20 protein-coding genes and 1 tRNA gene are annotated in these 24,051 nt (G+C 65.3%); 13 read left to right on the top strand and 8 right to left on the bottom strand.

Features of this window, described 5'->3' with window-relative positions:
• The first annotated feature begins 40 nt into the window (after window positions 1–40).
• Window positions 41–532 carry a hypothetical protein gene (locus tag RMN99_RS02365; RefSeq protein ID WP_309621688.1) on the top strand — a complete coding sequence of 164 codons (492 nt, stop codon included), beginning with the start codon at window positions 41–43 and terminating at the stop codon, window positions 530–532.
• Here the strand turns inward: RMN99_RS02365 and RMN99_RS02370 are convergent.
• A complete protein-coding gene (locus tag RMN99_RS02370) occupies window positions 529–1,401 on the bottom strand; it encodes a dienelactone hydrolase family protein (RefSeq protein WP_309621689.1) in 873 nt (290 codons plus the stop codon). The two genes, RMN99_RS02365 and RMN99_RS02370, sit on opposite strands and share 4 nt — an antisense overlap.
• 133 nt (window positions 1,402–1,534) lie before the next feature.
• Here RMN99_RS02370 and RMN99_RS02375 point away from each other — a divergent pair, with 133 nt between their 5' ends.
• Window positions 1,535–2,635, top strand: a complete 1,101-nt coding sequence (locus tag RMN99_RS02375; protein ID WP_309621690.1) for a putative sulfate exporter family transporter — start codon at window positions 1,535–1,537, stop codon at window positions 2,633–2,635.
• Here RMN99_RS02375 and RMN99_RS02380 read toward each other — a convergent pair.
• From RMN99_RS02380 to RMN99_RS02390, 3 genes are all read right to left on the bottom strand, one after another.
• The gene (locus tag RMN99_RS02380) at window positions 2,632–4,122 is read right to left on the bottom strand and encodes a Do family serine endopeptidase (protein ID WP_309621691.1); all 1,491 of its coding nucleotides are present in this window, start codon (window positions 4,120–4,122) and stop codon (window positions 2,632–2,634) included. The genes RMN99_RS02375 and RMN99_RS02380 overlap by 4 nt on opposite strands.
• An 82-nt stretch (window positions 4,123–4,204) precedes the next feature.
• Complete coding sequence (locus tag RMN99_RS02385; protein WP_309621692.1) at window positions 4,205–5,041, bottom strand: SPFH domain-containing protein; 837 nt, start codon at window positions 5,039–5,041, stop codon at window positions 4,205–4,207.
• Window positions 5,038–6,057: a protease modulator HflK gene (locus RMN99_RS02390; protein WP_309621693.1), complete on the bottom strand. Its 1,020-nt coding sequence runs from the start codon at window positions 6,055–6,057 to the stop codon at window positions 5,038–5,040. Before RMN99_RS02390 ends, RMN99_RS02385 begins: the two co-directional genes overlap by 4 nt.
• 117 nt (window positions 6,058–6,174) lie before the next feature.
• Here RMN99_RS02390 and RMN99_RS02395 point away from each other — a divergent pair, with 117 nt between their 5' ends.
• From RMN99_RS02395 to RMN99_RS02410, 4 genes are read left to right on the top strand one after another with little or no spacing between them, the layout of a single operon-like run.
• A complete protein-coding gene (locus tag RMN99_RS02395) occupies window positions 6,175–7,140 on the top strand; it encodes an Mrp/NBP35 family ATP-binding protein (protein WP_309621694.1) in 966 nt (321 codons plus the stop codon).
• A 21-nt stretch (window positions 7,141–7,161) separates the two neighbouring features.
• The gene (locus RMN99_RS02400; protein ID WP_309621695.1) at window positions 7,162–9,429 is read left to right on the top strand and encodes a molybdopterin cofactor-binding domain-containing protein; all 2,268 of its coding nucleotides are present in this window, start codon (window positions 7,162–7,164) and stop codon (window positions 9,427–9,429) included.
• Window positions 9,429–10,442: a ferrochelatase gene (gene hemH / locus RMN99_RS02405; protein ID WP_309621696.1), complete on the top strand. Its 1,014-nt coding sequence runs from the start codon at window positions 9,429–9,431 to the stop codon at window positions 10,440–10,442. Before RMN99_RS02400 ends, hemH begins: the two co-directional genes overlap by 1 nt.
• Before the next feature lie 39 nt (window positions 10,443–10,481).
• A complete protein-coding gene (locus tag RMN99_RS02410) occupies window positions 10,482–11,858 on the top strand; it encodes a cytochrome P450 (protein WP_309621697.1) in 1,377 nt (458 codons plus the stop codon).
• Here the strand turns inward: RMN99_RS02410 and RMN99_RS02415 are convergent.
• Together RMN99_RS02415 and RMN99_RS02420 are read right to left on the bottom strand one after the other, a co-directional pair.
• Window positions 11,855–12,115, bottom strand: coding sequence for a BrnA antitoxin family protein (locus RMN99_RS02415; RefSeq protein WP_309621698.1), 261 nt, complete (start codon window positions 12,113–12,115; stop codon window positions 11,855–11,857). The genes RMN99_RS02410 and RMN99_RS02415 overlap by 4 nt on opposite strands.
• Before the next feature lie 396 nt (window positions 12,116–12,511).
• Window positions 12,512–12,679, bottom strand: coding sequence for a DUF1674 domain-containing protein (locus RMN99_RS02420; RefSeq protein WP_309621699.1), 168 nt, complete (start codon window positions 12,677–12,679; stop codon window positions 12,512–12,514).
• Between the two features lie 52 nt (window positions 12,680–12,731).
• Between RMN99_RS02420 and RMN99_RS02425 the strand changes: the two genes are divergently transcribed.
• From RMN99_RS02425 to RMN99_RS02435, 3 genes are all read left to right on the top strand, one after another.
• Window positions 12,732–13,964, top strand: coding sequence for an RsmB/NOP family class I SAM-dependent RNA methyltransferase (locus RMN99_RS02425; RefSeq protein WP_309621700.1), 1,233 nt, complete (start codon window positions 12,732–12,734; stop codon window positions 13,962–13,964).
• Between the two features lie 56 nt (window positions 13,965–14,020).
• A complete protein-coding gene (locus tag RMN99_RS02430; RefSeq protein WP_309621701.1) occupies window positions 14,021–16,153 on the top strand; it encodes a penicillin acylase family protein in 2,133 nt (710 codons plus the stop codon).
• Between the two features lie 186 nt (window positions 16,154–16,339).
• Window positions 16,340–17,164: a hypothetical protein gene (locus RMN99_RS02435; RefSeq protein WP_309621702.1), complete on the top strand. Its 825-nt coding sequence runs from the start codon at window positions 16,340–16,342 to the stop codon at window positions 17,162–17,164.
• A gap of 13 nt (window positions 17,165–17,177) precedes the next feature.
• Here the strand turns inward: RMN99_RS02435 and msrA are convergent, their stop codons facing one another.
• A complete protein-coding gene (gene msrA / locus RMN99_RS02440; protein ID WP_309621703.1) occupies window positions 17,178–17,705 on the bottom strand; it encodes a peptide-methionine (S)-S-oxide reductase MsrA in 528 nt (175 codons plus the stop codon).
• Between the two features lie 113 nt (window positions 17,706–17,818).
• Between msrA and RMN99_RS02445 the strand changes: the two genes are divergently transcribed.
• From RMN99_RS02445 to folK, 3 genes are read left to right on the top strand one after another with little or no spacing between them, the layout of a single operon-like run.
• Window positions 17,819–18,676, top strand: coding sequence for a hypothetical protein (locus RMN99_RS02445; RefSeq protein ID WP_309621704.1), 858 nt, complete (start codon window positions 17,819–17,821; stop codon window positions 18,674–18,676).
• 13 nt (window positions 18,677–18,689) lie between these two features.
• Window positions 18,690–19,541 (top strand): N-carbamoylputrescine amidase, encoded by an 852-nt coding sequence (gene aguB, locus RMN99_RS02450; protein WP_309621705.1) that lies wholly within the window; start codon window positions 18,690–18,692, stop codon window positions 19,539–19,541.
• Window positions 19,542–19,544: 3 nt separating this feature from the next.
• A complete protein-coding gene (gene folK / locus RMN99_RS02455) occupies window positions 19,545–20,033 on the top strand; it encodes a 2-amino-4-hydroxy-6-hydroxymethyldihydropteridine diphosphokinase (RefSeq protein ID WP_309621706.1) in 489 nt (162 codons plus the stop codon).
• On the opposite strand, the gene RMN99_RS02460 is transcribed toward folK, so the two are convergent.
• Window positions 20,030–23,734: an autotransporter domain-containing protein gene (locus RMN99_RS02460; protein WP_309621707.1), complete on the bottom strand. Its 3,705-nt coding sequence runs from the start codon at window positions 23,732–23,734 to the stop codon at window positions 20,030–20,032. The two genes, folK and RMN99_RS02460, sit on opposite strands and share 4 nt — an antisense overlap.
• A gap of 178 nt (window positions 23,735–23,912) precedes the next feature.
• Here RMN99_RS02460 and RMN99_RS02465 point away from each other — a divergent pair.
• Window positions 23,913–23,988, top strand: a tRNA-Lys gene (locus RMN99_RS02465).
• Window positions 23,989–24,051 lie beyond the last annotated feature (63 nt).

A 24,051-nucleotide genomic window follows, 5' to 3' on the forward strand; every position in this document is an offset into this window, starting at 1 on the left:
TTAACGCGATAGTAACCATGCCCCGGCTAATGGAAGCGGCATGATCCAGCAAAATCCCAAAGAGTTCTCGCAAGGCTTCTGGGGCAGCGAGCATCCCGAAACCGCCGCGCTGCGCGTCCAGAAAGACTATGTCGATACCATGGTCTCGCTCAAGCGTGAGAACATGGACCGGATCTATGTCTATCTCAACGGCCTGATTGAAAAGGCCAAGGAAGAGCTGGGCATGGCCCGCAGCGGCGGACAAAGCGCCGATGGCCGCCGCATGGCACTCAAACAGCATGTCGACGAAATTGCCGCCTATCTGAAAGCTCAGGCGCTCGTGGTCGAACTGCCGCGGATGCACAATCCGCAGGACGGCGGCGGATCGAGCGGGCACTATGTGCTCGAAGACGTGCCGCCGTTCTTCGGACGGGTCAGATGCGTGCTCGACCAGTGGTACGACAGTCACCTCCTCGCGCTATACGACGAGGTGCTGATGCTGGTTAAGCCCAAGGGTGCCAAGCCCGCCGGCGCGCCTTCGGCCGCTTCCTAAAGCTCCTTGTAGAAACTCAGCAGCCGCCCCCAGGCGCGGTCGGCCTCGGCCTTGTCATAGCTGGGCGCATCAAGCGTACACCAGCCGTGATCGGCGTTGTAGACCTCGATCTCGGCGGTCTTGCCCGCGGCGCTGGCCGCTGCGCGCAGCGCGTCCTTGTCAGTGGGCGCGCGGGCGTCATCATTCTTGCCGATCGCGATCAGGAATGCGGCCTTTGACTTCGCAAATAGCTGGTGCGGGCTGTCAGCCGCAGGGGTGACCAGTCCGCCGCCGTGGAACGACGCGGCCACGCCGACGCGGCCGGGCAGCGCGGCGGCGATGCGGACCGCAAAGGATCCGGTCTGGCAATAGCCTTGCGTGCCGATCTTGCGGCGCTTGTCGACCGCGCCCTGCTTGTCGAGCCAGGCGACGAACGCAGTTGCGTCCTTGACGGTGTTCGCGGGCGAAAGCGTGGCGATGGCGGGCTTCAGCTTGTCCTGTCCGGCGGGGGTGCGCCATTCGGACATGGTGGCGATCAGCGGCGCCTTGGCGTGGCGGTAATAGTGGTTGACCACCAGCACGGCATAGCCTGCTGCCGCCAGCCGTGTGGCCATCTGCCGGTATGCCTCGCGCAGGCCGGCCACATCTGGCCACATGATCACCGCCGGATGGCGGCCCTTGGCGGGGTGGATGAAGAACGCATCAGCGCTGCCATCGCCGGTCGGCACCGTAACTGCGGTTTCCTTGAGCGCCGGGGCGGTGCCGTCTGCGGGCATTGTGGTACAGGCACCCAGCAGGCCGGCGGCGCTGAGCCCGGCGAAGGTACGGCGGGTCAGGCCCTTGTCGGCAAGCGTCTGTTCTTCATCGAACGCGGTCAGATCGTCACACATGCCAGTTTCCTTTTCGCTTATAACTTATGCTGCGCAGCCGCGCTGTCCAGTCTGCCTGTTGGGGAATTTCCTCGCGATAGGGCTTTGCCATCGTCCCCGCCATGCGGCAAAGAGCCTGACCAAGGGGGGACAGATGAACGAACAACCCGGCACCGGGCCGCGCCGCAGTATCGATTGGGACCAGCTGCCCTATGGCGGCGATCTGTTCGGCGAAATCCACCTGTCGGAAGCGTCAGCCCGCGCCGAACCGCTCAAGCCGTCGCTGTTTCCGGGCCTTGCGCTGTGCGCGGTGGGGGCGGCAACCGCGGCCTGGCTATCCGAACACTATGGCTTTCCGATCATCCTGCTGGGCCTCCTGGTGGGCCTATCGCTCAATTTCATCAGCCACGATCCGCGCAGCCACGCCGGGCTCGATTTCGCCTCGCGCACCTGCCTGCGCTGGGGGATCGTGGTGCTTGGCCTGCAGGTAACGGCAGGGCAGGTCGCGGCCCTTGGGCCCGCACCGTTTGCCGCGCTGGGCGTGGTCATGGCGGTCACCATGGCGGCGGGCATGGCCGGCGCACGGATCGCCGGGCAATCGCGCTATGCCGGGATCCTGGCGGGCGGGGCGACTGCGATCTGCGGGGCCAGCGCCGCGCTGGCGCTCTATGGGGTGATCGGCAAGGACCGTCTCAGCCAGGCGCAGTTCGCGCTGACCCTGGTCGGGATATCACTGGCCAGCGCCTTTGCGATGTCGGTCTATCCGGTGCTGGCGGGCGAATTTGGCCTGTCCGACGGGCAGGCGGGGTTCCTGATCGGCGCTTCGATCCACGATGTCGCGCAGGCGCTGGGCGGCGGCTATGCCTTTTCCGATCCGGCCGGCAACTATGCCACGATCGTCAAGCTTTCACGCGTTGCCATGCTCGCGCCGATCGTGGCCTTGACCAGCTTGTGGATCGGCCCCGCTGAAGGCGCGGGCACCGGCGGCATCTGGCAACGCCTGGCGCTGCCGTGGTTCATCCTGGCTTTTCTGGGGGTGGTTGCGCTGGGCAGCATGGTGGCCATTCCACGGCCGGTGGTGGACAATGGCCTGATCCTGTCGAAGGGCCTGCTGCTGCTGGCGGTGACCGCCACCGCGATGCGCAGCCGCATGGATCTGCTGTTGCAGATGGGCTGGAAGGCGGCGGTGCCGGTCGTCACCGCCACCCTTGCCAGCTTTGTCGCCGCACTCGGTTTCGCGCTGGTGCTGCTCTAACTGCGCAGCCGCAGTGCGACGAAGATCGTGCCCGGCTGGCCCGACCGCTGGATTTCCAGCGTCACGCTGGGCCGGCCCGCTGTTTTCGCGCCATTGATCGCGCCATCCAGCCCGGCCGTGCCGGTGATCGGCGCGAAATTGGCTGAAACCACGATATCGCCGCGCTGCAACCCGCGGTTGGCGGCGTCCGATGCGCTGTCGACATCGGCGATCACCGCGCCGCGGGTCGATCCGGGCACGCGCAACTGCATCGCGATGTCGGGGTTCATGTCGAGCACCTGCAGCCCCAGAGCTGCCCCGGCCAGACCCTGGCCCTTGGCGTTCTGCAGCGGATCACCCTGCGACTGGCCCGGGCCGATGCTTTGCGCCATTTCCTGCTGGCTGGGGCGGCGGGCGACCACCGCGGTCAGCCTGACCGGCTTGCCCTGGCGCAGAATATCGAGCGGGATTGCAGTGCCCGGTGCGATATCGGCGACAATCGCGGACAGCGTGCGGTCGTTGGTCACATCAATGCCGTTGACCTTGAGCACGATGTCGCCCGGCCTGACCCCGGCCTTGGCCCCCGGCATCCCGGCCGGCACCGCGCGGACCAGTTCGCCGCGGTCATGCGGCAGTCCCAGCGAATCGGCGATGTCGTCGGTAATCGGCTGGATCTGCACACCCAGGAAGCCGCGCTCGATCGCCCTGCCGCTCATCAGCTTGGCGACGATCGGCTTGGCGGTATCGGAAGGAATCGCAAAGCCGATCCCGACGTTGCCGCCCGATGGCGCAACGATCCAGTTGTTGATGCCGATCACGTTGCCGCGCATGTCGAACATCGGCCCGCCCGAATTGCCCGAATTGATCGAGGCGTCGGACTGGATGAAGTGGTTGTAAGCGCCGTTGCCGGTGCTGCGATTGACCGAGCTGATGATGCCCGAGGTTACCGTGCCGCCAAAGCCGAACGGGTTGCCGATCGCGATCACCCAGTCCCCGGCGCGCGCCTTGCCCGAATCGCCGAATTTCACAAACGGCAGCGGCGCGGGGGCATCGATCTTGAGCAGCGCAATATCGCTGTCGGTATCGCGGCCGATCAGGCGCGCGGTATATTCGGTGCCATCGGCCAGCTTGACCGAGATGTTGTCGGCCACGCCCTGCTGATCCAGGCTGATCACGTGGTTGTTGGTGACGATGTAGCCATCGGCTGAAATGATGAAGCCCGATCCGGCCCCTTCGGCCAGCCGTGCCTGTCCGCCCCGGCCCATGATCTGGGCGAGCGGCGAGGTTGGCACCTCAACCTTCTGGCGCACCGCGATGTTGACCACCGCGGGCTGCAATTGGGCGGTCAGATCGGCAAAGCTTTCGGGCGCGCCGGGCCGCGGCACCACGCCGCGCATCTGGGCGTCGTCGTTCTGTGCCACCTGGGCCCCGGCGGGCAGGCCCGTCACCAGCGAAAGCGCGGCACCGCCAAGCAGCAAGGCACTGGTCACTCCATAAGCGTATCGCACGTGGTGATCCTCTTTCTCTGATTTCGTTCACGTCCCGCCCGGTCGGATTCCACCCGGTTTCGCCTGAACCGGGATTGAATGCCTATTGGCCGTTGAAGTGGCGCAAATAGGAACTGCCGGGCGGAATTACGATAGAGGGCGGGTTTTTTGGGTCCGGGTTCTCGAACACATAGGTGTAGCTGCGCAGCGCGCGCCAGAAATCGTAGAATTCGGGATCCTTGCCAGCGCTTGCTTGCATGATTCCGGCGGTTTCTGCGGCCACCTGGGCCCGGGTCTGACGGGCGCTGGCGATTTGCCGGGCGGCCACTTCATCGGCTTCGCGCAGGTGTCGGCCCTGCATGATATCATAGGCCAGCTGCAGCGCGGCATCGCCCGGCATGACCCGTCCGATCCGGAAATCAACCACTTGCACGCCCAGCGCGCGGGTGCGGCTGTCCAGATCTGCGCGCAGCAACGGCGCCGCACCGCCGCTGCCCGGCAACGCGATCTCGGCCGCGGAAAGCGGCGAGAGCCGCCCGCCGAGAATGACGCCGACCAGCGATCCCAGTTCGCCATCAAGCCGTTCGGGCGATCCCAGCCGGTTCACCAGCCGTACCGGATCGATGATCCGGTACGTCACATCGGCGTCGACCAGCAGGTCCTGCGCATCGCCGCTGCGCACCTTCTGGTTGCCGGCCGAATAACCCTTCAGCCCGCGATCAAGGTGTATCGCCTGTTCGATGAACGGCAGTTTGAACACGACCCCTGCCCCGCTAGGCCCCCCGGCGCGGAAGCGGTTGGCGACGCGCACCGGTTCGCCCAGCCGCGCGATCACAACCTGCTCGCCCTCGTCCACCACCACCACGCTTGAGGCGGCAAGCAACACGGCCAGCGCGGCAAAAAACCACAGCACGCGGTTGGTTGCGATTTGGCGGGTCATGGCTGCTTCCCATCTGCCTTGGGGGAAGACGGCGGGGCATTAAGCGGCGCGGTGGCACCGACGATCACCGGATTGGCGCGCAGGATCCGCTCCATCGTTTCATAATAGATGCGGGTCCGGGTGATTGCCGGGGCCACCTGATACTGGGCATAGACGCTTTCGAATTCAGCCGCCTCGCGTCGCGCATTGCCCAGCTCCTGTTGGCGCCAGGCTTCGTCGTTCTCGCGGTTGCGGCGGGCTTCTTCGCGGGCCTTGTCGATCTTCTGGAACGTCTCGGTGAGCCGCGCCGGCGGGGCCACGCGCACCAGTTCGATGCTGACCACTGTCACCCCGGCACCCCACGCATCGAGCACACGCTGCATGCGCTGTGCGGCGCGCAATTGCAGCTGCCCGCGCATAGCCCCGTCATAGGTGGCCTTGAACGGCAGTTCGGCGACCGCGGCGCGCACCTGGGCATCGGCCAGCCGCCGGATCGCTGCCTCGCCCTCAGGGAAGTTGAAGGCGAAAGCCTTCAGATCGGAAATCCGCCAGCGCACCCGAAAGCCAAGGTCGATCAGTTCGCCATCGCGAGTCGGCATCAGCGTCTCGCCGTCCTTGTCGGGCACCACGGTCAGTTGATCGGCACCAACATTGCGCCGGATCACCGATTGCAGCGGCCACGGCAGGGTCAGGCTGAGGCCCGGACCGATCGTGTGCGAATAGCGCCCCATGGTCAGCACCAGCGCGCGTTCGTCGCGTTCCAGCACATGAACGCTTGACGCCGCAATCCACGCGGCCACCAGCCCCGCCAGCAGCAAGCTGATCCAGCTGGCCTTGAACCGCCCGGCACCGCCCGGACGTTGACGCAGGATATCCTCGATGCTGGCCGACCGGCGCGGGCGCGGGTCTTCGTCCTGGCCCAGCCAGGGATTTTTAGGCTCAAGCTCGTCCGCCGCCGCCGCGGCCTCGGCGGGCTTGGCCTTGTCCTCGTCGCGCTCACCGCTGCCATCGCCCCACGGGCTCTTGCCGCGCGCCATTGCGAGTGGCCGGGGGCGCTGGTTTGGGTCCTTTGCATCCATGCGGCTGCTTATAAGCGGCTCAGACCACAAAAACAGTGGCTCACTTCGCTTTTTTCTTTGCTACAGGCAGCCGCGATGACTGACCGTTCCGAAGAGCTGCGCGCTGCGCTGCCGCCGCATGTCCAGGCCCGCCTGCAATCGCTGAAATTTACCGATGGTCGCGCGCTCGCGGTGCTCGACGCGGGCGGACTGAATAGCGCTGCCCGCGCCGCGCTGGAGGACGAGGTCAAGGCCGTCCTCGGCAGCACGGCGGGGGTGGCCGAAGTGCGGGTGGCGCTGGTCGCCGACAAGCCGCGCCGCCGGATCATCGCGGTCGGATCGGGCAAGGGCGGGGTCGGCAAAAGTACTGTCGCGGCGAACCTGGCGATTTCGCTCGCGCGGATGGGGCGCAAGGTCGGGTTGGTCGATGCCGATATCTATGGCCCCTCGCAACCGCGCCTGCTGGGCGGCGAAGGGATCAAGCCCCGGGCCGAGGGTGACAAGCTGATCCCGGTACCGACCAAATGGGGGGTGCCGCTGCTGTCGATGGGCCAGCTGATCGAGCCGGACAAGGCGATCGCCTGGCGTGGGCCGATGGCGGGCAATGCGCTGGGACAACTGATCGTCGCGAAATGGGGCGATGCCGATGTGCTGGTGGTCGATCTGCCGCCCGGCACCGGCGATGTCCAGCTGACCATGCTGCAGCGCTACAAGCCGGCCGGCGCGGTGATCGTTTCGACTCCGCAGGATCTGGCGCTGATCGACGCGCGCCGTGCGATCCAGCTGTTCGAAGTAGGGCAGGTTCCGGTGATCGGGATGATCGAGAACATGGCCGGATACGTTTGCCCGCATTGCGGCGAAGTGTCTGATCCGTTCGGCAGCGGCGGCGCCGAAGCGGCCGCGCGCAGCCTCGATATGGCCTTTCTCGGCCGCATTCCGCTTGAACTGGCGATCCGCGAGGCCAGCGATGCCGGAACGCCGCCTGCTGCCGGTGAAGGCCCGACCGCCGAAGCCTTTGCGCGGATCGCCGTGCAGGTTGCCGATTGGCTCGACAATCACTGAGCTTGGGTTAGGAACGCGCAGATGGCTTTTACGCGCCGGGGAATCTTGCTGGGGATGGGGGCGGCCGGCGGGCTGATTGCCGCCTGGGCGTTGACCCCGCGTCAGTTCGCGCCGCCGCTGCACCCCGGTGAAGGCGAATATGCCTTCGATGCCTGGCTCAAGATCGGCAAGGACGGGGTGGTCAGCGTGGCCGTGCCCGACCTCGAGATGGGGCAGGGGATCACCACCCTGATCCCGCAGATCGTGGCGATGGAGCTGGGCGCAGACTGGCGGCAGATGGCGGTGGAACCGGCGCCGGTCAGTGGGGCCTATGGCAATCCGGTGCTGGCGGCGCGCTGGTCGCAGCTGTGGCTGCCGATGCTGTCGGGGCTGGCCGATGCGCCCGATGGCCTGTTGACGCGGCGCATGGCCGAAAACGATGCCTTCGTTGTAACCGCCGATGGCACATCGCTGGCCGCGCACGAACTGGCGGCCCGCGCCGCAGCAGCAGGCGCGCGGGCGGTGCTGGCGCAGGCTGCGGCGGCGAAATGGGGCGTAGAGTGGGAAGAATGCGAAGCGCAGGACGGCTTCATCCTCCACGGCAGGAAGCGCCTGCCGTTTGCCGCGCTGCTGGATGCCGCAGCCGATTACAGCCCGCCAGATCCGCCGGTGCTGCGCGCCATGGCACCGCAGGAACGCGCCGCCGACATGCCGCCGGGCGCACAATTGCGTTTTGTCCGGCTTGATCTGCCCAGCAAGGTCGATGGTAGCCACACTTTTGCGAGCGATGTGCGGCTGCCCGATATGGTCCACGCCGCGATCCGCCACGGGCCGATCGGCACCGTGCGGCTCGGCACATTCGATGCCGCCAGGGCCAAGGGAATGCCGGGCTTCATCAAGACCGTTGCCGGGCCGCACTGGCTGGCCGCAGTGGCTGACAACTGGTGGTCAGCCGAGCAGGCGCTGGCCCGCATCGCCCCGCAATTTGCAGTGGGTGATCGCGCCGATAGCAAAGCGATTGGCGCCGCCCTGCGCAAGGCGCTGCGGTCGGGCGCTGCCGACCGGGTGGCAACGGTGGGCGATCCCGATACCTGGCTGAAGAGCAAATTCGATCACGTTGCGCTCTATACGATTGCGCCTGCGCTCCACGCCGGGGTGGAAACCGCCAGTGCCACGGCCCGGTTCGAAAATGGCCGGCTGGAACTGTGGGCCGCCAGTCAGGCTCCGCAGGCCCTGCGGCTGGCCGCAGCGGCCGCGCTCGATTTGGCGCCGGGCGATGTGACGTTTTATCCGGTTGCCGCGGGCGGCAGCTTCGATGCCCGGTTGGACAGCGATCACGCGCTCGAAGCCGCGCTGATCGCGAAAGACGTGGGCCGCCCGGTGCAGCTGACCTGGTCGCGCTGGCAGGAACATCTTGCCGGCCGTCCGCGCGCGCCGTCACAGGCGGTGCTATCGGCGCGCACCGCGCCCGATGGATCGCTGGTGGCGCTGGGGCTGCGGCTTGCCATGCCATCCAGCACGCGCGAGCTGGGCGGGCGGCTGTTCGACCAGCGGAGCGGAAAGGATGCGCTGTTCCTGCAATCCTCATCGGATCGGCTGGCGGGCGAAGGGCTGATTCCGCCGTATGGCATCGCCAACCTGAAGATCGAGCACGTTCCGGTCGAGATCGGACTGCCGACCACGCGGATGCGCGGCAATTCGCACGCCATCGGCGCGTTCCTGGTCGAAACTTTTATCGATGAACTGGCGCAGCGCGCCCGGCGCGAGCCGCTGTCTTATCGCATGACCATGCTGGCGGGCGATCAGCGCCTGGCCGCTTGCCTGCAACGTGCAGCAACGCTGGCCCAATGGGGCGGCGGCGGGGCCGGTAGCGGGCAAGGGCTGGCCTGCTGGAAGATGCAGCTGGATGACCGTATCGGACGGATCGCGGTGGTGGCCAGCGCGCGGCGCGATGATCGCGGCCTGCGCGTCGACACGCTGACCGCGGTGGTCGATATCGGGCGGATCGTGAATGTCGATATCGCGCGCCAGCAGATCGAAGGCGGGCTGCTGTTCGGCATGGGCCTCGCCAGTGGATCGAGCACCAGCTACACCAATGGCCTGCCCACCACTTCCCGGCTTGGCATGTTGGGCCTGCCGCAACTGGCCGATTGCCCCGAAGTGCTGGTTGATTTCATTGAAGCGGGCGGCGAACCGTTTGATCCGGGCGAACTGGGGGCCGTGGTGGCCCCGCCGGCGATCGCCAATGCACTTTTTTCGGCGGGTTCGGTGCGGCTGCACCACCTGCCGCTTACCGCGGAACAAGCATAATGTTGCCGTCTGATCATCCTGCGATACGGCCCCCGCGGATCGGCGTCCTGCTGGTCAACCTGGGCACGCCCGATGCACCAGATGCGCGCGCCGTGCGCCGCTATCTCAAGGAATTCCTGTGGGATCGGCGCGTGGTCGAAATTCCGCGTGCGCTGTGGTGGCTGGTGCTCAACGGGATCATCCTCAACACCCGGCCGCGTAAAAGCGCCCATGCCTATGCCCAGGTGTGGAGCGAAGACGGCTCACCGCTGGCGGCGATCACCAAGGCGCAGGCCGCTGCCTTGCAGGACCAGCTGGGGCAGGGCGTCATGGTCTCGTGGGGGATGCGCTATGGCAATCCCGCATTGGGCGCCGAATTGCAGCGGATGAAGGATGCCGGGTGCGAACGGATCCTCGTTGCGCCGCTCTATCCGCAGTTTTCCGCCGCTACCACCGCCACCGTGATCGACGCGCTGGGTGCGCAGCTGGCTGCGATGCGCTGGCAACCAGCGGTGCGCACCCTGCCGCCCTACTACGATGATCCCTCGCATATCGCGGCTTTGCAGGGTGATATCGCACAGCAGTTGCGCGCCCTGGCTTTCACCCCCGAAGTGCTGCTGCTGTCGTTTCACGGCATGCCGGAACGCACGCTGCATCTGGGTGATCCCTATCACTGCCACTGCCGCAAGACCGCGCGGCTGCTGGCCGAGGCGCTGGCGGGGGATTTCCCTGATCTGCGCGTCGAAGTGGCCTTCCAGTCACGCTTCGGCCGGGCCAAGTGGCTCGAACCGGCCACCGACGCGGTTCTGGCGGCGGAAGGCGCGAAGGGCACCAGGCGCCTTGCCATTGCCGCCCCGGGCTTTTCCGCCGATTGCCTTGAAACCCGCGAGGAACTGGCAATCCGCGGGCGTGAGCAGTTCGTCGAGGCCGGCGGCACGGATTTCGCAGCGCTCGATTGCCTCAACGCGGGCGAGGCCGGGATGGCGATGCTGGAAGCGCTGGTGCGGCGCGAACTGGCGGGGTGGATTTCCTGATCGAGACAAGTTACACCGGTGTAAGTAACGAGGACAACCATGGCCACGCTCGCACCGCAAGCTCCGCAATACACCCACTGGTCGCAGGATCAGCCCAAGCATGCGCTCGATCATATTCCGGGCGAGGACGGCTGGCCGATCCTCGGCAACACGCTGCCTTTGCTGGCCGATCCGGTCGGTTTCGGCACCCGCATGCGCGAAACCTATGGCGACGTGTTCCGCAACCGCGCGTTCGGGCGAACCTCGGTTCTGCTGTCAGGTGCTGACGCCAACGAGCTGGTGCTGTTCGATCGCGACAAGAACTTCTCTTCGGCGCAGGGTTGGGGTTCGGTGCTTGATCTGCTGTTCCCGCGCGGGTTGATGCTACTTGATTTCGATCATCACCGGGCCGATCGCCGCGCGCTCTCGATCGCGTTCAAGCCGGCTCCGATGCGGCACTATACCGATGCGCTGAACCGGGGGATCGCCGCGCAAGTGCAGGGCTGGGCCGGGCGCGAGATGCCGTTTTACCCAGCGATCAAGCAGCTTACGCTCGATCTGGCGGCGGACAGTTTCCTCGGAGTGCCGCTGGGCCCCGAAGCGACTGCGATCAACAAAGCTTTCGTTGATATGGTCCAGGCCGCAGTTGGCGTGGTGCGCAAACCCTTGCCGTTTACAGCGATGGGCCGGGGCGTGGCCGGGCGCAATTTCCTGGTCGGCTGGTTCACCGCCGAGGCGCTGAAACGCCGGGCTGAAGGCGGCGGGCAAGACATGTTCAGCCAGTTCGCCACCGCCACCCGCGAAGACGGAACAATGCTGCCGGTTGATGAAGTGGTCGATCACATGATCTTCCTGATGATGGCCGCGCACGATACCATCACCTCTTCAGCCACCTCGCTGGTCTGGCTCTTGGCCAAGCATCCAGAATGGCAGGACCAACTGCGGGCCGAGGCCTTGGCGGTAACCGGAGGGGCCGGACGCCCGTTGATGTATGACGATATGGGCAAGCTTGAGCTGACCGAAATGGCGTTCAAGGAAGCATTGCGGCTGATCCCGCCAGTTCCTTCGATCCCGCGCCGCGCGCTGCGTGAATTTGAATTCGGCGGTTATCGGATACCGGCCGGCACCGGGGTTGGGATCAGCCCGTCTGGGGTGCATATGGATCCCGCGTATTGGCCCGATCCCGAACGGTTCGATCCGCTGCGTTTCACGCCCGAAGCGGCGGCCAAGCGCCACAAATATGCCTGGGTCCCGTTCGGCGGCGGCGCGCACATGTGCCTGGGGCTGCACTTTGCCTACATGCAGGTAAAGATCCTGATGGCCCAGATCCTGACCCGCTACCGGATCGAAATCGAACCCGGCTATGCTCCCAAATGGCAGCCCTGGCCGATCCCCAAGCCCAAGGACGGGCTGAAAGTGCGGTTCGTGGCGCTTTAGAGACCTGCTGCTTTACGCAGTTCGTCGTTGATCCGCGTCTGCCAGCCTTCGCCCTTGCGTTTGAACCAGTCGATCACATCGCGGTCGAGCCTTAGCGACACCGGCTGCTTGGGATTCGCCGCCTTGGGGCGGCCCCGGCGCACAAGCTTGCTGCCGATGTAGGCATCGGCCTCGGCAAACCAGTCGTCGTCAAGCTCAGGCTTGATTTCATCCGGATCGCTCGCAAGCAAGGCGATAGCTTTGTCTTTCTCGATCATTTGCTTTCCACATCGTAATAATGCGGCGCAGTTTTCCTCGTTGCGTCCACGCTATGATGACTACGGTATCGTCGAGTAAGGCGAGCGAACGAAAGCGCTATTCCTGATTTCTGTACCGGTCATCGTGCCTGGTCAGATGAAACCCATCAAAGGCTTCCCCGCAGCGCGCCAAATCAAGCCCGCGTGCAGCAAGGACTACGTCGCGTTTAGCGGGATCGTACTCGATCTACACAGGAGCCACTCCACATGTGGACCGCTGCCAAGCGATCAATATCGTTTCGATTCATCACGCTGCTCCTATCATATGCCCTGTCGAGTTCCAGGCGCGGGCAATGCCTGATTGTTTATCGTATACACACAAATTATACTGCGTCAATAACGTATATACAAAAAATCTCAAAAATCCACCGCGATGCCTTTTTTCACCCAATCGCCATAGCGGGTGGGGGAAAGGCCAGCGGGATCGGGCTCGTCCTTCGCCGCCGCGGGCTGCGGCGCGGGATCACTGCTCCAGTGGGCGGGCTTGGTGAAGGGCTGGGGCCGTTTGGTGGCGCGCTGGGTCATGAGACGTAGATAGCCCTTTCGGGCGCGCGGGCCAAGGGCTAGGGGCCGTGCAATGGATATTCCCGGTTTGCCCGCGCGCAAGGGTGCGCTCAAGTCGCTCGATGCGGTATTGCGCCGGGGCGAGACGCTGGATGCGGCTGCGAACGCGGCTTTGCTGGGCGTCAAGGGCCAGGCCGACCGTGCGCTGGCCCGGGCGCTGGCTGGTGAAGCGCTGCGCTGGCTGACCGATCTGGATGCCCTGATCGACAGCGCCACCCGCCTGGTACTGGCCGATGATGCCAAAGTACGATCGGTGCTGCGGCTGATGCTGGCTGGCTGGCTGCGGCTGGAAACCCCGCCGCATGCGGTGATCGCCACCGGGCTGCCGCTGCTGATCGGCGGGCCGCGGCGGCTGGCGCACGGGGTCTTCTCGGCGCTGAGCAAGCGCGGTGTGACGCTGCCGCAAAGTCCGACGCTGCCGCGTGACGTGGCCCAGCGCTGGGGCGAACGCGCTGCCGCAATCGCGGCGGGGCTGGGCGATCTGCCGCCGCTTGATCTGTCGCTGCGCGATCCCAGGGCCACGGCGGAATGGGCCGGGCGGCTGGGCGGCGTGTCACTGGCGCCGGGTCATCTGCGCTTGCCGCGCGGCACGGCGGTCGAAAATCTTGACGGGTACGATGCTGGCGCCTGGTGGGTGCAGGATCTGGCGGCCAGCATTCCCGCGCGGCTGCTTGACGCCGGGGAAGGCCGCCGCGTGCTTGATCTGTGCGCCGCGCCCGGCGGCAAGACTTTGCAACTGGCAGCGGCGGGCTGGCAGGTTACCGCGCTCGACAACAGCGCCAAACGGCTCCAGCGTCTGGCCCAGAACCTGGCGCGCACCGGGCTTGAAGCGGAAACGGTGCTGGCCGATGCACTGACCTGGGAGCCGGACGCGCCGTTCGATGCCGTGCTGCTCGATGCGCCGTGCACCGCCACCGGCACCTGCCGCCGCCATCCCGATGTGATCCACCGCATCGGGCCGCGCCAGATCGCCGAAATGGCCGAGTTTCAGAAGGTCCTGCTCGAACGCGCGGCTGGCTGGGTGAAACCGGGCGGACAGCTGGTCTATGCGGTGTGCTCGCTGGAGCGTGAGGAGGGCGAGGCGCAGGCTGCCGGGGTGCGGCTCAATCCCGTGCCTATCGGGCCTGCCGAGCTGCCTGGCAGCATTGCACCCAGCGCCGATGGCTGGCTGCGCACCGATCCCGGCATGCTGGCGGGCCAGGGCGGGATCGACGGGTTCTTCATTGCGCGCTGGCAGCACGACTGAACGCTTGCCCTTGCCGTTCAAGCTGGCACTATCGGCTTGGATCGACAGGAGGGAACATGCGCATTCTGGCAACCTTTACGGCGTTGGCGCTGGTCCTGCCCGCGCCGGCGCTGGCCTATCAAGCCACGATCACCCGCGATGACTGGGGCATCGCCCATATCAAGGGGCAGAGCGACGCGGATGCGGTCTTTGGCATGATCTATGCCCAGGCCGAGGATGACTTTAACCGGATTGAACTGAATTACCTTACCAACCTGGGCCGGCTGGCCGAGGCGCAGGGCGAAAGCGCGATCTGGTCTGACTTGCGGCAGCGCCTGTTCATTGATCCTGCTGAACTTAAGCGCCAGTACGCGGCCAGCCCGGCGTGGTTGAAAGCCCTGATGCAGGGCTGGGCTGCGGGCCTCAACCAGTATCTGGCCGATCATCCCGAGGTCAGGCCCAAGGTCATCACCCGGTTCGAACCGTGGATGGCGCTGTGCTTTTCCGAAGGCAGCATTGGCGGCGATATCGAAAACGTGCCGCTCAGTCAGCTTGAGGCGTTTTATTCTGGCCGGCAGGTGCCGCTGGCGCTGGGCGAACAGCCCTTCGCCTATCGCGAACCGGCGGGATCGAACGGTTTTGCGATCGGCCCATCGCACAGCGCCAGCGGCCACCCGCTGCTGCTGATCAACCCGCACACCAGCTTCTTCTTCCGTTCCGAACAGCAGGTGCAAAGCGATTCGGGCCTGAACGCCTATGGCGCGGCGACCTGGGGGCAGTTCTTCATCTATCAGGGCTTCAACGACGCGGCCGGGTGGATGCACACCTCAAGCGGGGTCGATAATGTTGACGAATTCACCGAAACCATTGTGAAGCGGCCCGCGGGCGGCTTTGCCTACCGCTACGGCAAGCAATCGCGCGCGGTGCAGGAAAAGGCGATCACGCTGGCCTTTCGCAAGGCCGATGGCAGTATCGGCCAGCGTACCTTTGCAACCTATGCCACCCACCATGGCCCGATCGTGCGCAGCGTTGGCGACAAATGGATCGCCTTTGCGCTGATGAACAAGCCGGTGGCCGCGTTGCAGCAAAGCTTCTTGCGCACCAAGGTTCGCTCGGTGGCCGAATTCCGCAAGGTCGGCTTGCTCAAGGCGAACAGTTCGAACAACACCCTGTTTGCCAGCAACAAGGGCGAATACGCTTATTTCCACCCGCAATTCCTGCCAGTCCGCGACGACCGGTTTGACTATACCAAGCCGGTAGACGGCAGCGACCCGGCGACCGACTGGAAAGGCCTCCACCCGCTTTCCGCGCTGCCGCAGGTGGTGAACCCGCAGAACGGCTGGGTGATGAACGTCAACGACGGGCCGTGGTGGTCGGCGGGGAAAGACAGCCCGAAGCAGGGTGACTTCCCGCGCTATGCCGATGCCCAGGGAACGCAGCCGCGCACGGAGCATGCGATCGCGGTGCTGAGCGCGCGTCCCAAGTTCACGCTCGATAGCCTGATTCAAGCGGCATACGATCCGTGGCTTCCAGCCTTCGAAACACTGATCCCGCGGCTCGCTCAGGCGCAGGCCCGGAATCCTGATCCAAAGCGTGCTGAAGCCATCACCATGCTCCAGGCCTGGGACCGCAAATGGGGCCTGACTTCGGTGGAAACGACGCTTGCAGTGAACTACGGCGAAGTCCTGTGGGCCACTGCTGAGAAGGATCCTGGCCTCAAGGATTTCCCTGGGGTTCCGCAATGGATGGCCTCGGCGGCGAGCGACGAACAGCACCTTGCTGCACTCGATGCAGCGATGGCCCGGCTGACCGCTGATTTCGGCAGCTGGAAAGTACCGTGGGGCGATATCAATCACTTCCAGCGCAACGACGGCAATGTGGTCCAGACCTTCGACGATGCCAAACCGAGCGCGCCGGTGATGTTCGCCTCAGCCAACTGGGGCTCGCTCGCCGCCTTTGGCGCGTCGCGCTATCCAGGGACCAAACGCTATTACGGCACGTACGGCAACAGCTTCGTCGCGGTGGTCGAATTCGGCCCCAGGGTGCGGGCGCGGGCCGTGACGGCCGGCGGGGAGAGCGGCGATCCGGCCTCGCCGCATTTTGCCGACCAGGTCGGGCGTTATGTGTCGGGCAACTTGCGCCCGGTGTATTTCTATCCGGAGGATCTGCAGGGGCATGTCAAGAGCACGCACCGGATCGCGTCAAGGTAATCGCCTGGATGTGATTTCGATCACGCCCACAAGGGCTATCCGTGTTATTGTCGCGGCGACGAGGAACCAATCCGGAGTCGCCGATCCAGCGGCATTGCCTGAGCCTCCATAAGCCCCGTCATGGCCTGGCGAGACCGAGCAAGCGAGCGCGCTGCGGCGCAATTCGCCTAGTTTTGGGAGCGTGTCATGGGTCTGTTTTCGTGCAGCAAGGCGCAGAACGATTATCTGAAGGACTTTGGCTATGCCACGCTGGCGCTGCCCAAGGCCAGTGTCCAGCCGCTGCTGATGATGACCAGCAACGGCAAGATCCTGGTTCCGGCAGGGCCGCTGGCCGCCTCGTTCAATGCGGGCGCGGTGCCGCTGCCGGCGATCAACCGGGCGCGCGCGGGATCAATCAGCGGCTCGAAATCCAAATCGCTCAAGATCGATGTCGGGCTGAACCTGCTGGGCAGCGTGATCGGGGCCTTGGCGGGCAGCTCACTGGGGCTCAAGGCGGCCTATCAGAAGGCTTCGAACGTCGAATACGAATTTGGCGACGTGTTTGAAAAACGCGCTGATTTCAATGCGCTCGACAGCTTCCTGGCGGCGGCGAGCGAGGCCGCCGGAATGGGTCCGGCGATGAAGATGCTGTTTGACCGCGACGAAATCTACGTCCTCACCGCGATCATCGAAACCAGCTCGATCAGCGTCAAGGCCAGCGCTTCGAGCGGCAAGGGCGTCTCGCTCGACGTGCCGATGATCCAGGGGGTGGTCGGCGGCGAGGTCGGCGTGAAATCGGCCAGCAGTGACAATTCGGTGATCAAGTATTCCGCCACCAACGAGCCGCTGACAATCGGCGCCGAACTGGTGCGCTTGTCTTATCGGCGCGACAAGACCACCGGCAAGCTGGTCTATGAACTGGCCAAACAGATCAAATCGGGCGACAAGAATCTAGGTCTGGCGGCAGGTGCGCCGGGTACCGCCAAAGGCGGCCCGGCGGTCTACGTGCCAAAAGGCGGGCTGATGCTGTGAGGCGGGGTGCGGGTCAGGCCTTGAGCCGATCGGCAAACCCCTTGCGCAGTTTCGCCAGCTTGGGCGGGATCACCGCGAGGCAATAGGGATTGCGCTGGCCTTCGCCGTCCCAATATTCCTGGTGATAGTCTTCGGCCGGCCACCAGGTGGCGGGGCCTTCGATGGTGGTGACGATCGGTTCGCTGCGTTCGGCCTGGGCCCGCGTGATCGCAGCTTCGATACCGCCGCGTTCGTTGCCATCCACCACGAACACCGCCGAACGGTACTGCGTGCCAATATCGCCGCCCTGGCGGTTGAGCTGGGTCGGATCGTGAGTGGCGAAGAACACGTCGAGCAGATCGGCATAGCTGATCACCGCCGGATCAAAGGTCACCCGGATCGCTTCGGCATGCATGGTGGTGCCGCTACAGACCTGTTTGTAGGTGGGGTTATCGCCGGGGCCGCCGATATAGCCGCTTTCGACCTTGCTGACGCCGGCGAGCTGGCCAAACACCGCCTCGGTGCACCAGAAACATCCGCCTGCCAGGATTGCTTCAGCCACGTATCGTTCTCCTTTTTCGGGTTACTTGGCGTAGATAGGCACGCTGCCTGCCCTTGTCATCGCCTGCGCCATCGTTAACGTGCGAGCCGATTGCAAACAGGAGGAATTTCGTCATGCGCCGCACCATTCTTGCCCTTTCGGCATTGGCTCTCACCGCGCCGCTGGCGCTGGGTCTCAATGCCCAGGCTTCTGCTGCCGCCAAGGTCAACGATGCGCAGGCGATGGCCGCGGTGCTGGCCGATCCGCGCCGTGATAGCGACCGGGTGCGCGATCAGTATCGCCATCCGGCGCAGACGCTGGCGTTCTTCAAGATCAGACCGGGAATGACCGTGGTGGACTATATGCCCAGCGGCGGCTGGTACACCCGCGTGCTGGTGCCGTTCCTGGGCGACAAGGGCCGCTATGTGGGGCTCAACCCCGATGTCCGCAGCCTCAGCGACAACTGGAAAACCAATTACAGCGGCACCCATCAGACCTTTCCGGCCAAGGCCCAGGGCTGGTTTGCCGGGATGACCGGGATCGCCGCGATCGATGGCTGGAACACCGATGACGTGCCCGGCGATCTCAAGGGCAAGGTCGACCGGGTGCTGATCATGCGCGAAATTCACAACCTGTGGCGGGTCGATATCCTGCGCAAGGAACTGACCGCGATCCATGGCCTGCTGAACAAGGATGGCCTGCTGGGGATCGAGGAGCACCGCGCCAAGGACAAGGCGCCAGTCAGCTATCTCGACGGCGCGATGGGCTACATGCGCCAGCAGGATGTGATCGCGCTGATCGAGGCTTGCGGGTTTGAACTGGTCGGCAAGAGCGAGATCAACGCCAACAAGAAAGACCCGGCCAACTGGCCCGGCGGCGTCTGGACCTTGCCGCCCAATCTTTCGGGCGTAACCGATCCCGCTGAAAAAGCCCGCCTGCTCGAGATTGGCGAGAGTGACCGGATGACCCTGTTGTTCCGCAAGCGGAAGTGATAACCGCCGGGGCATGAGCACGCTAACCGTTGCTGCGCTGCAGCTTGCCCTCGGTTCCGCTGACGAGGCGGAGAACATCGCCCGTGTTTCGGCGCTGGTTGAGGAGGCGGCTGCCAAGGGCGCGCAGGTGATCCTGCCGCCCGAGCTGTTTTCGGGGCCGTACTTCTGCACGGTGGAAGACGAGGCGCTGTTTGCTTTGGCTCGGCCAACCGCCGAACACCCTTCGGTGCGAGCGATGCAGGCGCTGGCGGTGGGGCTGGGGGTGGCGATCCCGGTCAGCTTTTTCGAGCGCGACGGGCACCACTATTACAACACCATGGCGATGATCGGGCCCGATGGGGCGATCATGGGGACCTATCGCAAAAGCCACATTCCCGATGGGCCGGGGTATGAGGAAAAGTACTATTTCCGCCCCGGAAACCTCGGCTTCAAGGTTTGGGATCTATTCGGCGCGCGGCTGGGCGTGGGGATCTGCTGGGACCAGTGGTACCCCGAATGCGCGCGGGTGATGGCCTTGATGGGGGCCGAAGTGCTGTTCTATCCGACCGCGATCGGGTCTGAACCCTACGACGCCGAGCTCGATACCAGCCGGATGTGGCGCCGCGCGATGCAGGGCCATGCCGTGTCAAACTGCATGCCGGTGGTCGCCGCCAACCGGATCGGCGCGGAGGGTGCCCAGCGGTTCTACGGCCACTCGTTCATCGCCGACGAATGGGGCGATCTGGTGGAACACTTCGGCAGCGAGGAAAGCGGCGTGCTGATGCGCAGGCTCGACCTTGGCCGCGCCGCCAAACACCGCGCCGGCATGGGCTTTTTCCGTGATCGCCGCCCGCAGCTCTACGGGCGGATTGCCGAGGATATCTAGGCCATGCGCCAGCGCTACCTGATCGCGCTGGGCTCCAACGTGCGCCACCACCGCCACGGTCCGCCCGAGCGTGTGCTGGTGGCGGCGCTGGATGCGCTGGCGCGGCGCGGGATGGCCGTGCTGATCGCCGCCCCGGTGCTGCGCAGCGCGGCGGTGGGGCCATCGCTGCGGCGCTATGCCAACGCTGCCGGGCTGATTGAAACCGGGCTTGATCCCGAAGCGCTGCTGGCTGAACTCAAAGCGATTGAGCGGATTTTCGGCCGCCGCGCCGGCGGGCAGCGCTGGACCAGCCGCGTGCTCGATCTCGACATTGTGCTGTGGAGCGGCGGACCCTGGGCCTCGGCCGATCTTAGCGTGCCGCACCCGTTATTCCGCCGGCGCCATTTCGTGCTCAAGCCCGCCGCCGCAATCGCCCCGGACTGGCGCGATCCGCTGACCGGCCTGACCCTGCGGCAGCTTGCTGCGCGCCTGGCCAGGCCGGTGAGAGCTTAGAACGGCACGATCAGCGCGCCGCTGAAGCGGTTCGCGATGTTGCCGCCAGCCATGGTCGTCAGGTCATAGTTCAGCCGGATCGTCGCCTGCCGCAGCCGCCCTTCGATCCCCAGACCGCCGGTGAAGGTCGAGCTGTCGACCCCGGCGCCGGTGATCGCATAGGGCGATCCTTGCACCCCCTGCAGGTCGGCATAGCCGAGCAACTGGGTGTAATCGCCCGACAGGCGGGTGCGGTATTCGGCCTTGCCGACCAGCTTCCAGCTGCCCGAACGGTTCAGCGGAATGCGCAGCCGCGTCCCGGCAACCCCGCTGAAGCTGTTTTCGTCCGCCGCCTGGAAGGCCAGTGCCCAGGTGGTCGATCCGGTTTCCGAATAGGGGCTGAGGTGGATCCAGATCCCGTCAGCCCGCAGGTACGGCGCGAACTCGATCGTGCCGATCCGCCCTTCCCAGGTGGCGATCACCGCCGCGAAGGTCTGGCTGGTGCGGCGCTGGCCATCGAGGAACACCGCGCCGGTAGTGGAATAGCGGGTGGTATTGATGTTGCCATAGCCCAGCCCGACAATCCCATCGATGTAGAACTGCGGAGCCGCGCGCCAGCTGCCATAAAAGGCAAGCGAGGCGTTGGTGGTATCGTTTTGCGAACCGTTGGTGCCAAAGCGGCTGTTATCCCAGCCAAAGCCGAACGCCGCGCCGAGCTTGAGACTGTCGCTGAAGCGGCCATCCATCCCCACGGTCAAGCCTTGCGAGGTGAAGCGGGTTTCGACCTGGCCGCTGGGCTGCTGCTTGCCGAAGCTGATGTCGCCGCTGGCCCAGATGCTCCAGCGCGGGGCTTCGTCCTGCATTGTACCTGCGGCACTGGCCGCTGCCGCCCCGGCGGCAACGGTGCCGACCGGTTGAGCCGCACCGCCGTCCATCGCTGCACCCGGCATGGCGCCCGTTCCATTGAGGGCCTGAGCCGGCACACCGCCGAACGGCAGCGCCGAGGCCAGCTGCGGGCGCACCTGGCTGATCCGCACTGCCATGCCGCCGCGATTGTCGCCTTCGGAATGGAGCTGATCGAGCCGTCCGCCGATGTTGTCGATCTGGCCGCGGACAAACCGCTGGGTCTGGCGGAACTGCTGATCGGTGGAGGCGCGCACATCGGGATCGGCCGAAGGATCGGGCCGCGCGTTGACCGTCACCGATACCGCGGACGAGGTCGAGACATCGTTGCTGGCATCTCCGTTGTAGGTGGCGGTGAGGCTGTGTGCCCCGGCGCTCAGCGTGGTGCTGCTAAAGCTGGCGGTGGTGCCGGTGAGCGACACAGTGCCAAGCGTGGTGGTGCCATCCTTGAAGGTCACCGTGCCGGTCGGCGAAACGCCGCCAACCGTGGCGGTGAGCGTCACCGGCTGGCCGAAGAACACCGTCGCAGCCGAGCTGGTCAGCGTGGTCGTGCTGACCGCCTTGGTGATCGCAAAGCTCTGGCTGACCGGGGCGGCGGCGGCATAGGTGCCGTTACCGGCCTGGCTGGCGGTGATCGAGCAGGTGCCGACGCCGAGCAGCATTACCGTGCTGCCGCTGACCGAACAGGTCGCCGCCGTGGTGCTGGCATAGCTGACTGCGAGACCCGAGCTGGCAGTAGCCGCGAGCGCGAAGCTGCCGCTGGCGATTGCCCGGCTGGGCAGCGGCGCGAAAGTGATCGTGTTCACCCCCGGCGTCACCGCGAAGCTTTGGCTGACCGGGGTGGCTGCGGCATAGTTGGCATTACCGGCCTGGCTTGCGGTGATCGTGCAGGTGCCGCCGGTGACGAAGCTGATCGCGCCGCCGCTGGTTGCCGTGCAAACGCCGGTCGTGGTGGAGGCATAGCTCACTGCCAGGCCCGAACTGGCCGATGCGGCCGGGCTGGGCGGGGTGGAGGTGAACGGCGTATCGGCCAGCGGCGGGAACGTGATGACATTGCTGCCCTGGCCCACCGCAAAGCTTTGCTGCACCTGCGGCGCGGCCTGATACGTGGAGTCGCCAGCCTGGTTGAAATTGACCACGCAAGTGCCGACGGTCTGGAACGAAACCGTCCCGCCCGCGATCGCGCAGACGCTGCCGGCCGATGGATCGATCGTGATCGCAACTGCCAGCCCCGAACTGGCGGTGGCGCTGGGGGTATAGGTTGCGCCGCCAACCATGGCTGATGCCGGCGCTGGGCTGGTCACCGTGATCGTCTGCGGTGCCAAGCTGACCGTCAGGATCGCTGCCGCAGTGGTCGCGCTGCCTGCCGTGTTGGTAAACACCGCGCGGTATGCGTAATTGCTCTGCGCTGGCGTGACTGTGAATGACAGGGTGGTTGAAGTGGCCCCGGCGATGTTGGTAAAGCCGGAACCGGAATCAACCTGCCATTGTACGGTCGGGGTCGGACTACCGCTGGCCGATGCGGTAAAAGTGGCGGTCGCCCCGATGGTCACCGTCTGGCTGGCCGGGTTGGTGGTAACGCTGGGCGCCGTATTCACCGTTAGCGTCGCCGCCGTGGTGTTGGCGCTGCCGGCCGTGTTGGTAAACACCGCGCGGTAGGCATTACCGCTCTGCGAGCCAGCGGCCGTAAAGGACAGCGTGGTCGATGTGGCACCGGCGATGTTGGCAAAGCCGGATCCGGAATCCACCTGCCATTGCACGGTCGGCGTCGGCGTTCCCGATGCGGCGACAGTGAAGGTGGCGGTGCCGCCCGCATTGACCGTCTGGTTCGACGGATTGGTGGTCACTGCTGGGGCGACTGCCGAGATATAGGTAAACTGGTCCGCCGCCGATGTGGCGCTGGTACCGCCCGCCCCGGTAACCCTGACATCCACCGTGCCGGTCCCGGGGGGCGACGTTGCGGTAATCTGGCTGGCGCTGTTGACGGTAAAGCCGCTCGCCGCGGTCGCACCAAAAGTCACCGCGGTGGTGCCGCTGAAGTTCGATCCGTTGATAGTCACCGCGGTACTGCCCGCCGCAGGGCCGCTGGCGGGCGAAATGGAGGTTACGGCGGGGGGCGCCAGGTAGGTGAATTGATCCGCCGCCGATGTGGCGCTGGTGCCGGCTGGGGTGGCCACCCGCACATCAACGGTGTTGCTGCCGGACGGAGCGATAGCGGTGATCTGGGTTGCACTGTTGACTGTGAAACCTGCCGAAGTCGCACCAAATGTTACGGAAGTTGCCCCGCTCAAATTGGTGCCAGTGATTACCACGCTGGTGCCGCCGCTGGTCGAACCTGAGGTCGGAGAAATGCTGCTTACGGTCGGCGGCGAAGCAGGCGCAACATAGTTCGCGAAGATCGGATTGGCGGTCAGGCTAATCGGTACGCCGGCCGAATCGATTGTCACCGTTGGGACATCGAACACCTGTTGTGCGCCAACATCGGACAGGGTGGTCACATAGGTGCCGCTGCACGTGAAGGTGATGTTTGTGTTGTTACCGCCGCCGGGCGGCACCGCGCAAACATAAGAAACGCCAATCGCGCTCGCTGCCGTGGCACCGGTCACTTGCCGGTTGCCGGAATTGACCGTGACGCTGAAGGTCAAGGTCTGCCCGGCACCGGAAAAGGTGCTGGGCGTAACGCTGGTTGCAGTAAACGTTTGCGCCGCCACCGGCCCGGCGAACAGGATCATCCCCGCCAGCGCGGCTGCGGCCCAGGCCATCAGGCGCCGGGCAAGGCTGCGCGGATTGATCGAACTGCGGGCAAAAACGGTCAGCATGCAAATTCCCCTGGCAAACCAGTTGCTGCGACCCAACCTGGGCTTGCTGCGCGCTCTTACTTAGGTTGGTCAAACGATGATTTCCCGATGATGCGCAAAACCAGTATGCCCCTTAAGCCCTGCTTGACCAGCGGCCCCTGCCCCCCTAGGTGGGCCCCCGTGGTGCCACCCCGCTTTGGGGCCCTTAGCTCAGTCGGTAGAGCAACTGACTTTTAATCAGTAGGTCGCTGGTTCGAACCCAGCAGGGCTCACCACGTTGCCCTCTCCCGCGCGGTGAGGCAGAACTCCAACTTGTGCAATTCCGGCTGGAACGCGTT

Origin of the sequence: Novosphingobium sp. (genome assembly GCF_031417815.1) — a bacterium.
In the GTDB taxonomy this organism is placed as follows: domain Bacteria; phylum Pseudomonadota; class Alphaproteobacteria; order Sphingomonadales; family Sphingomonadaceae; genus Novosphingobium.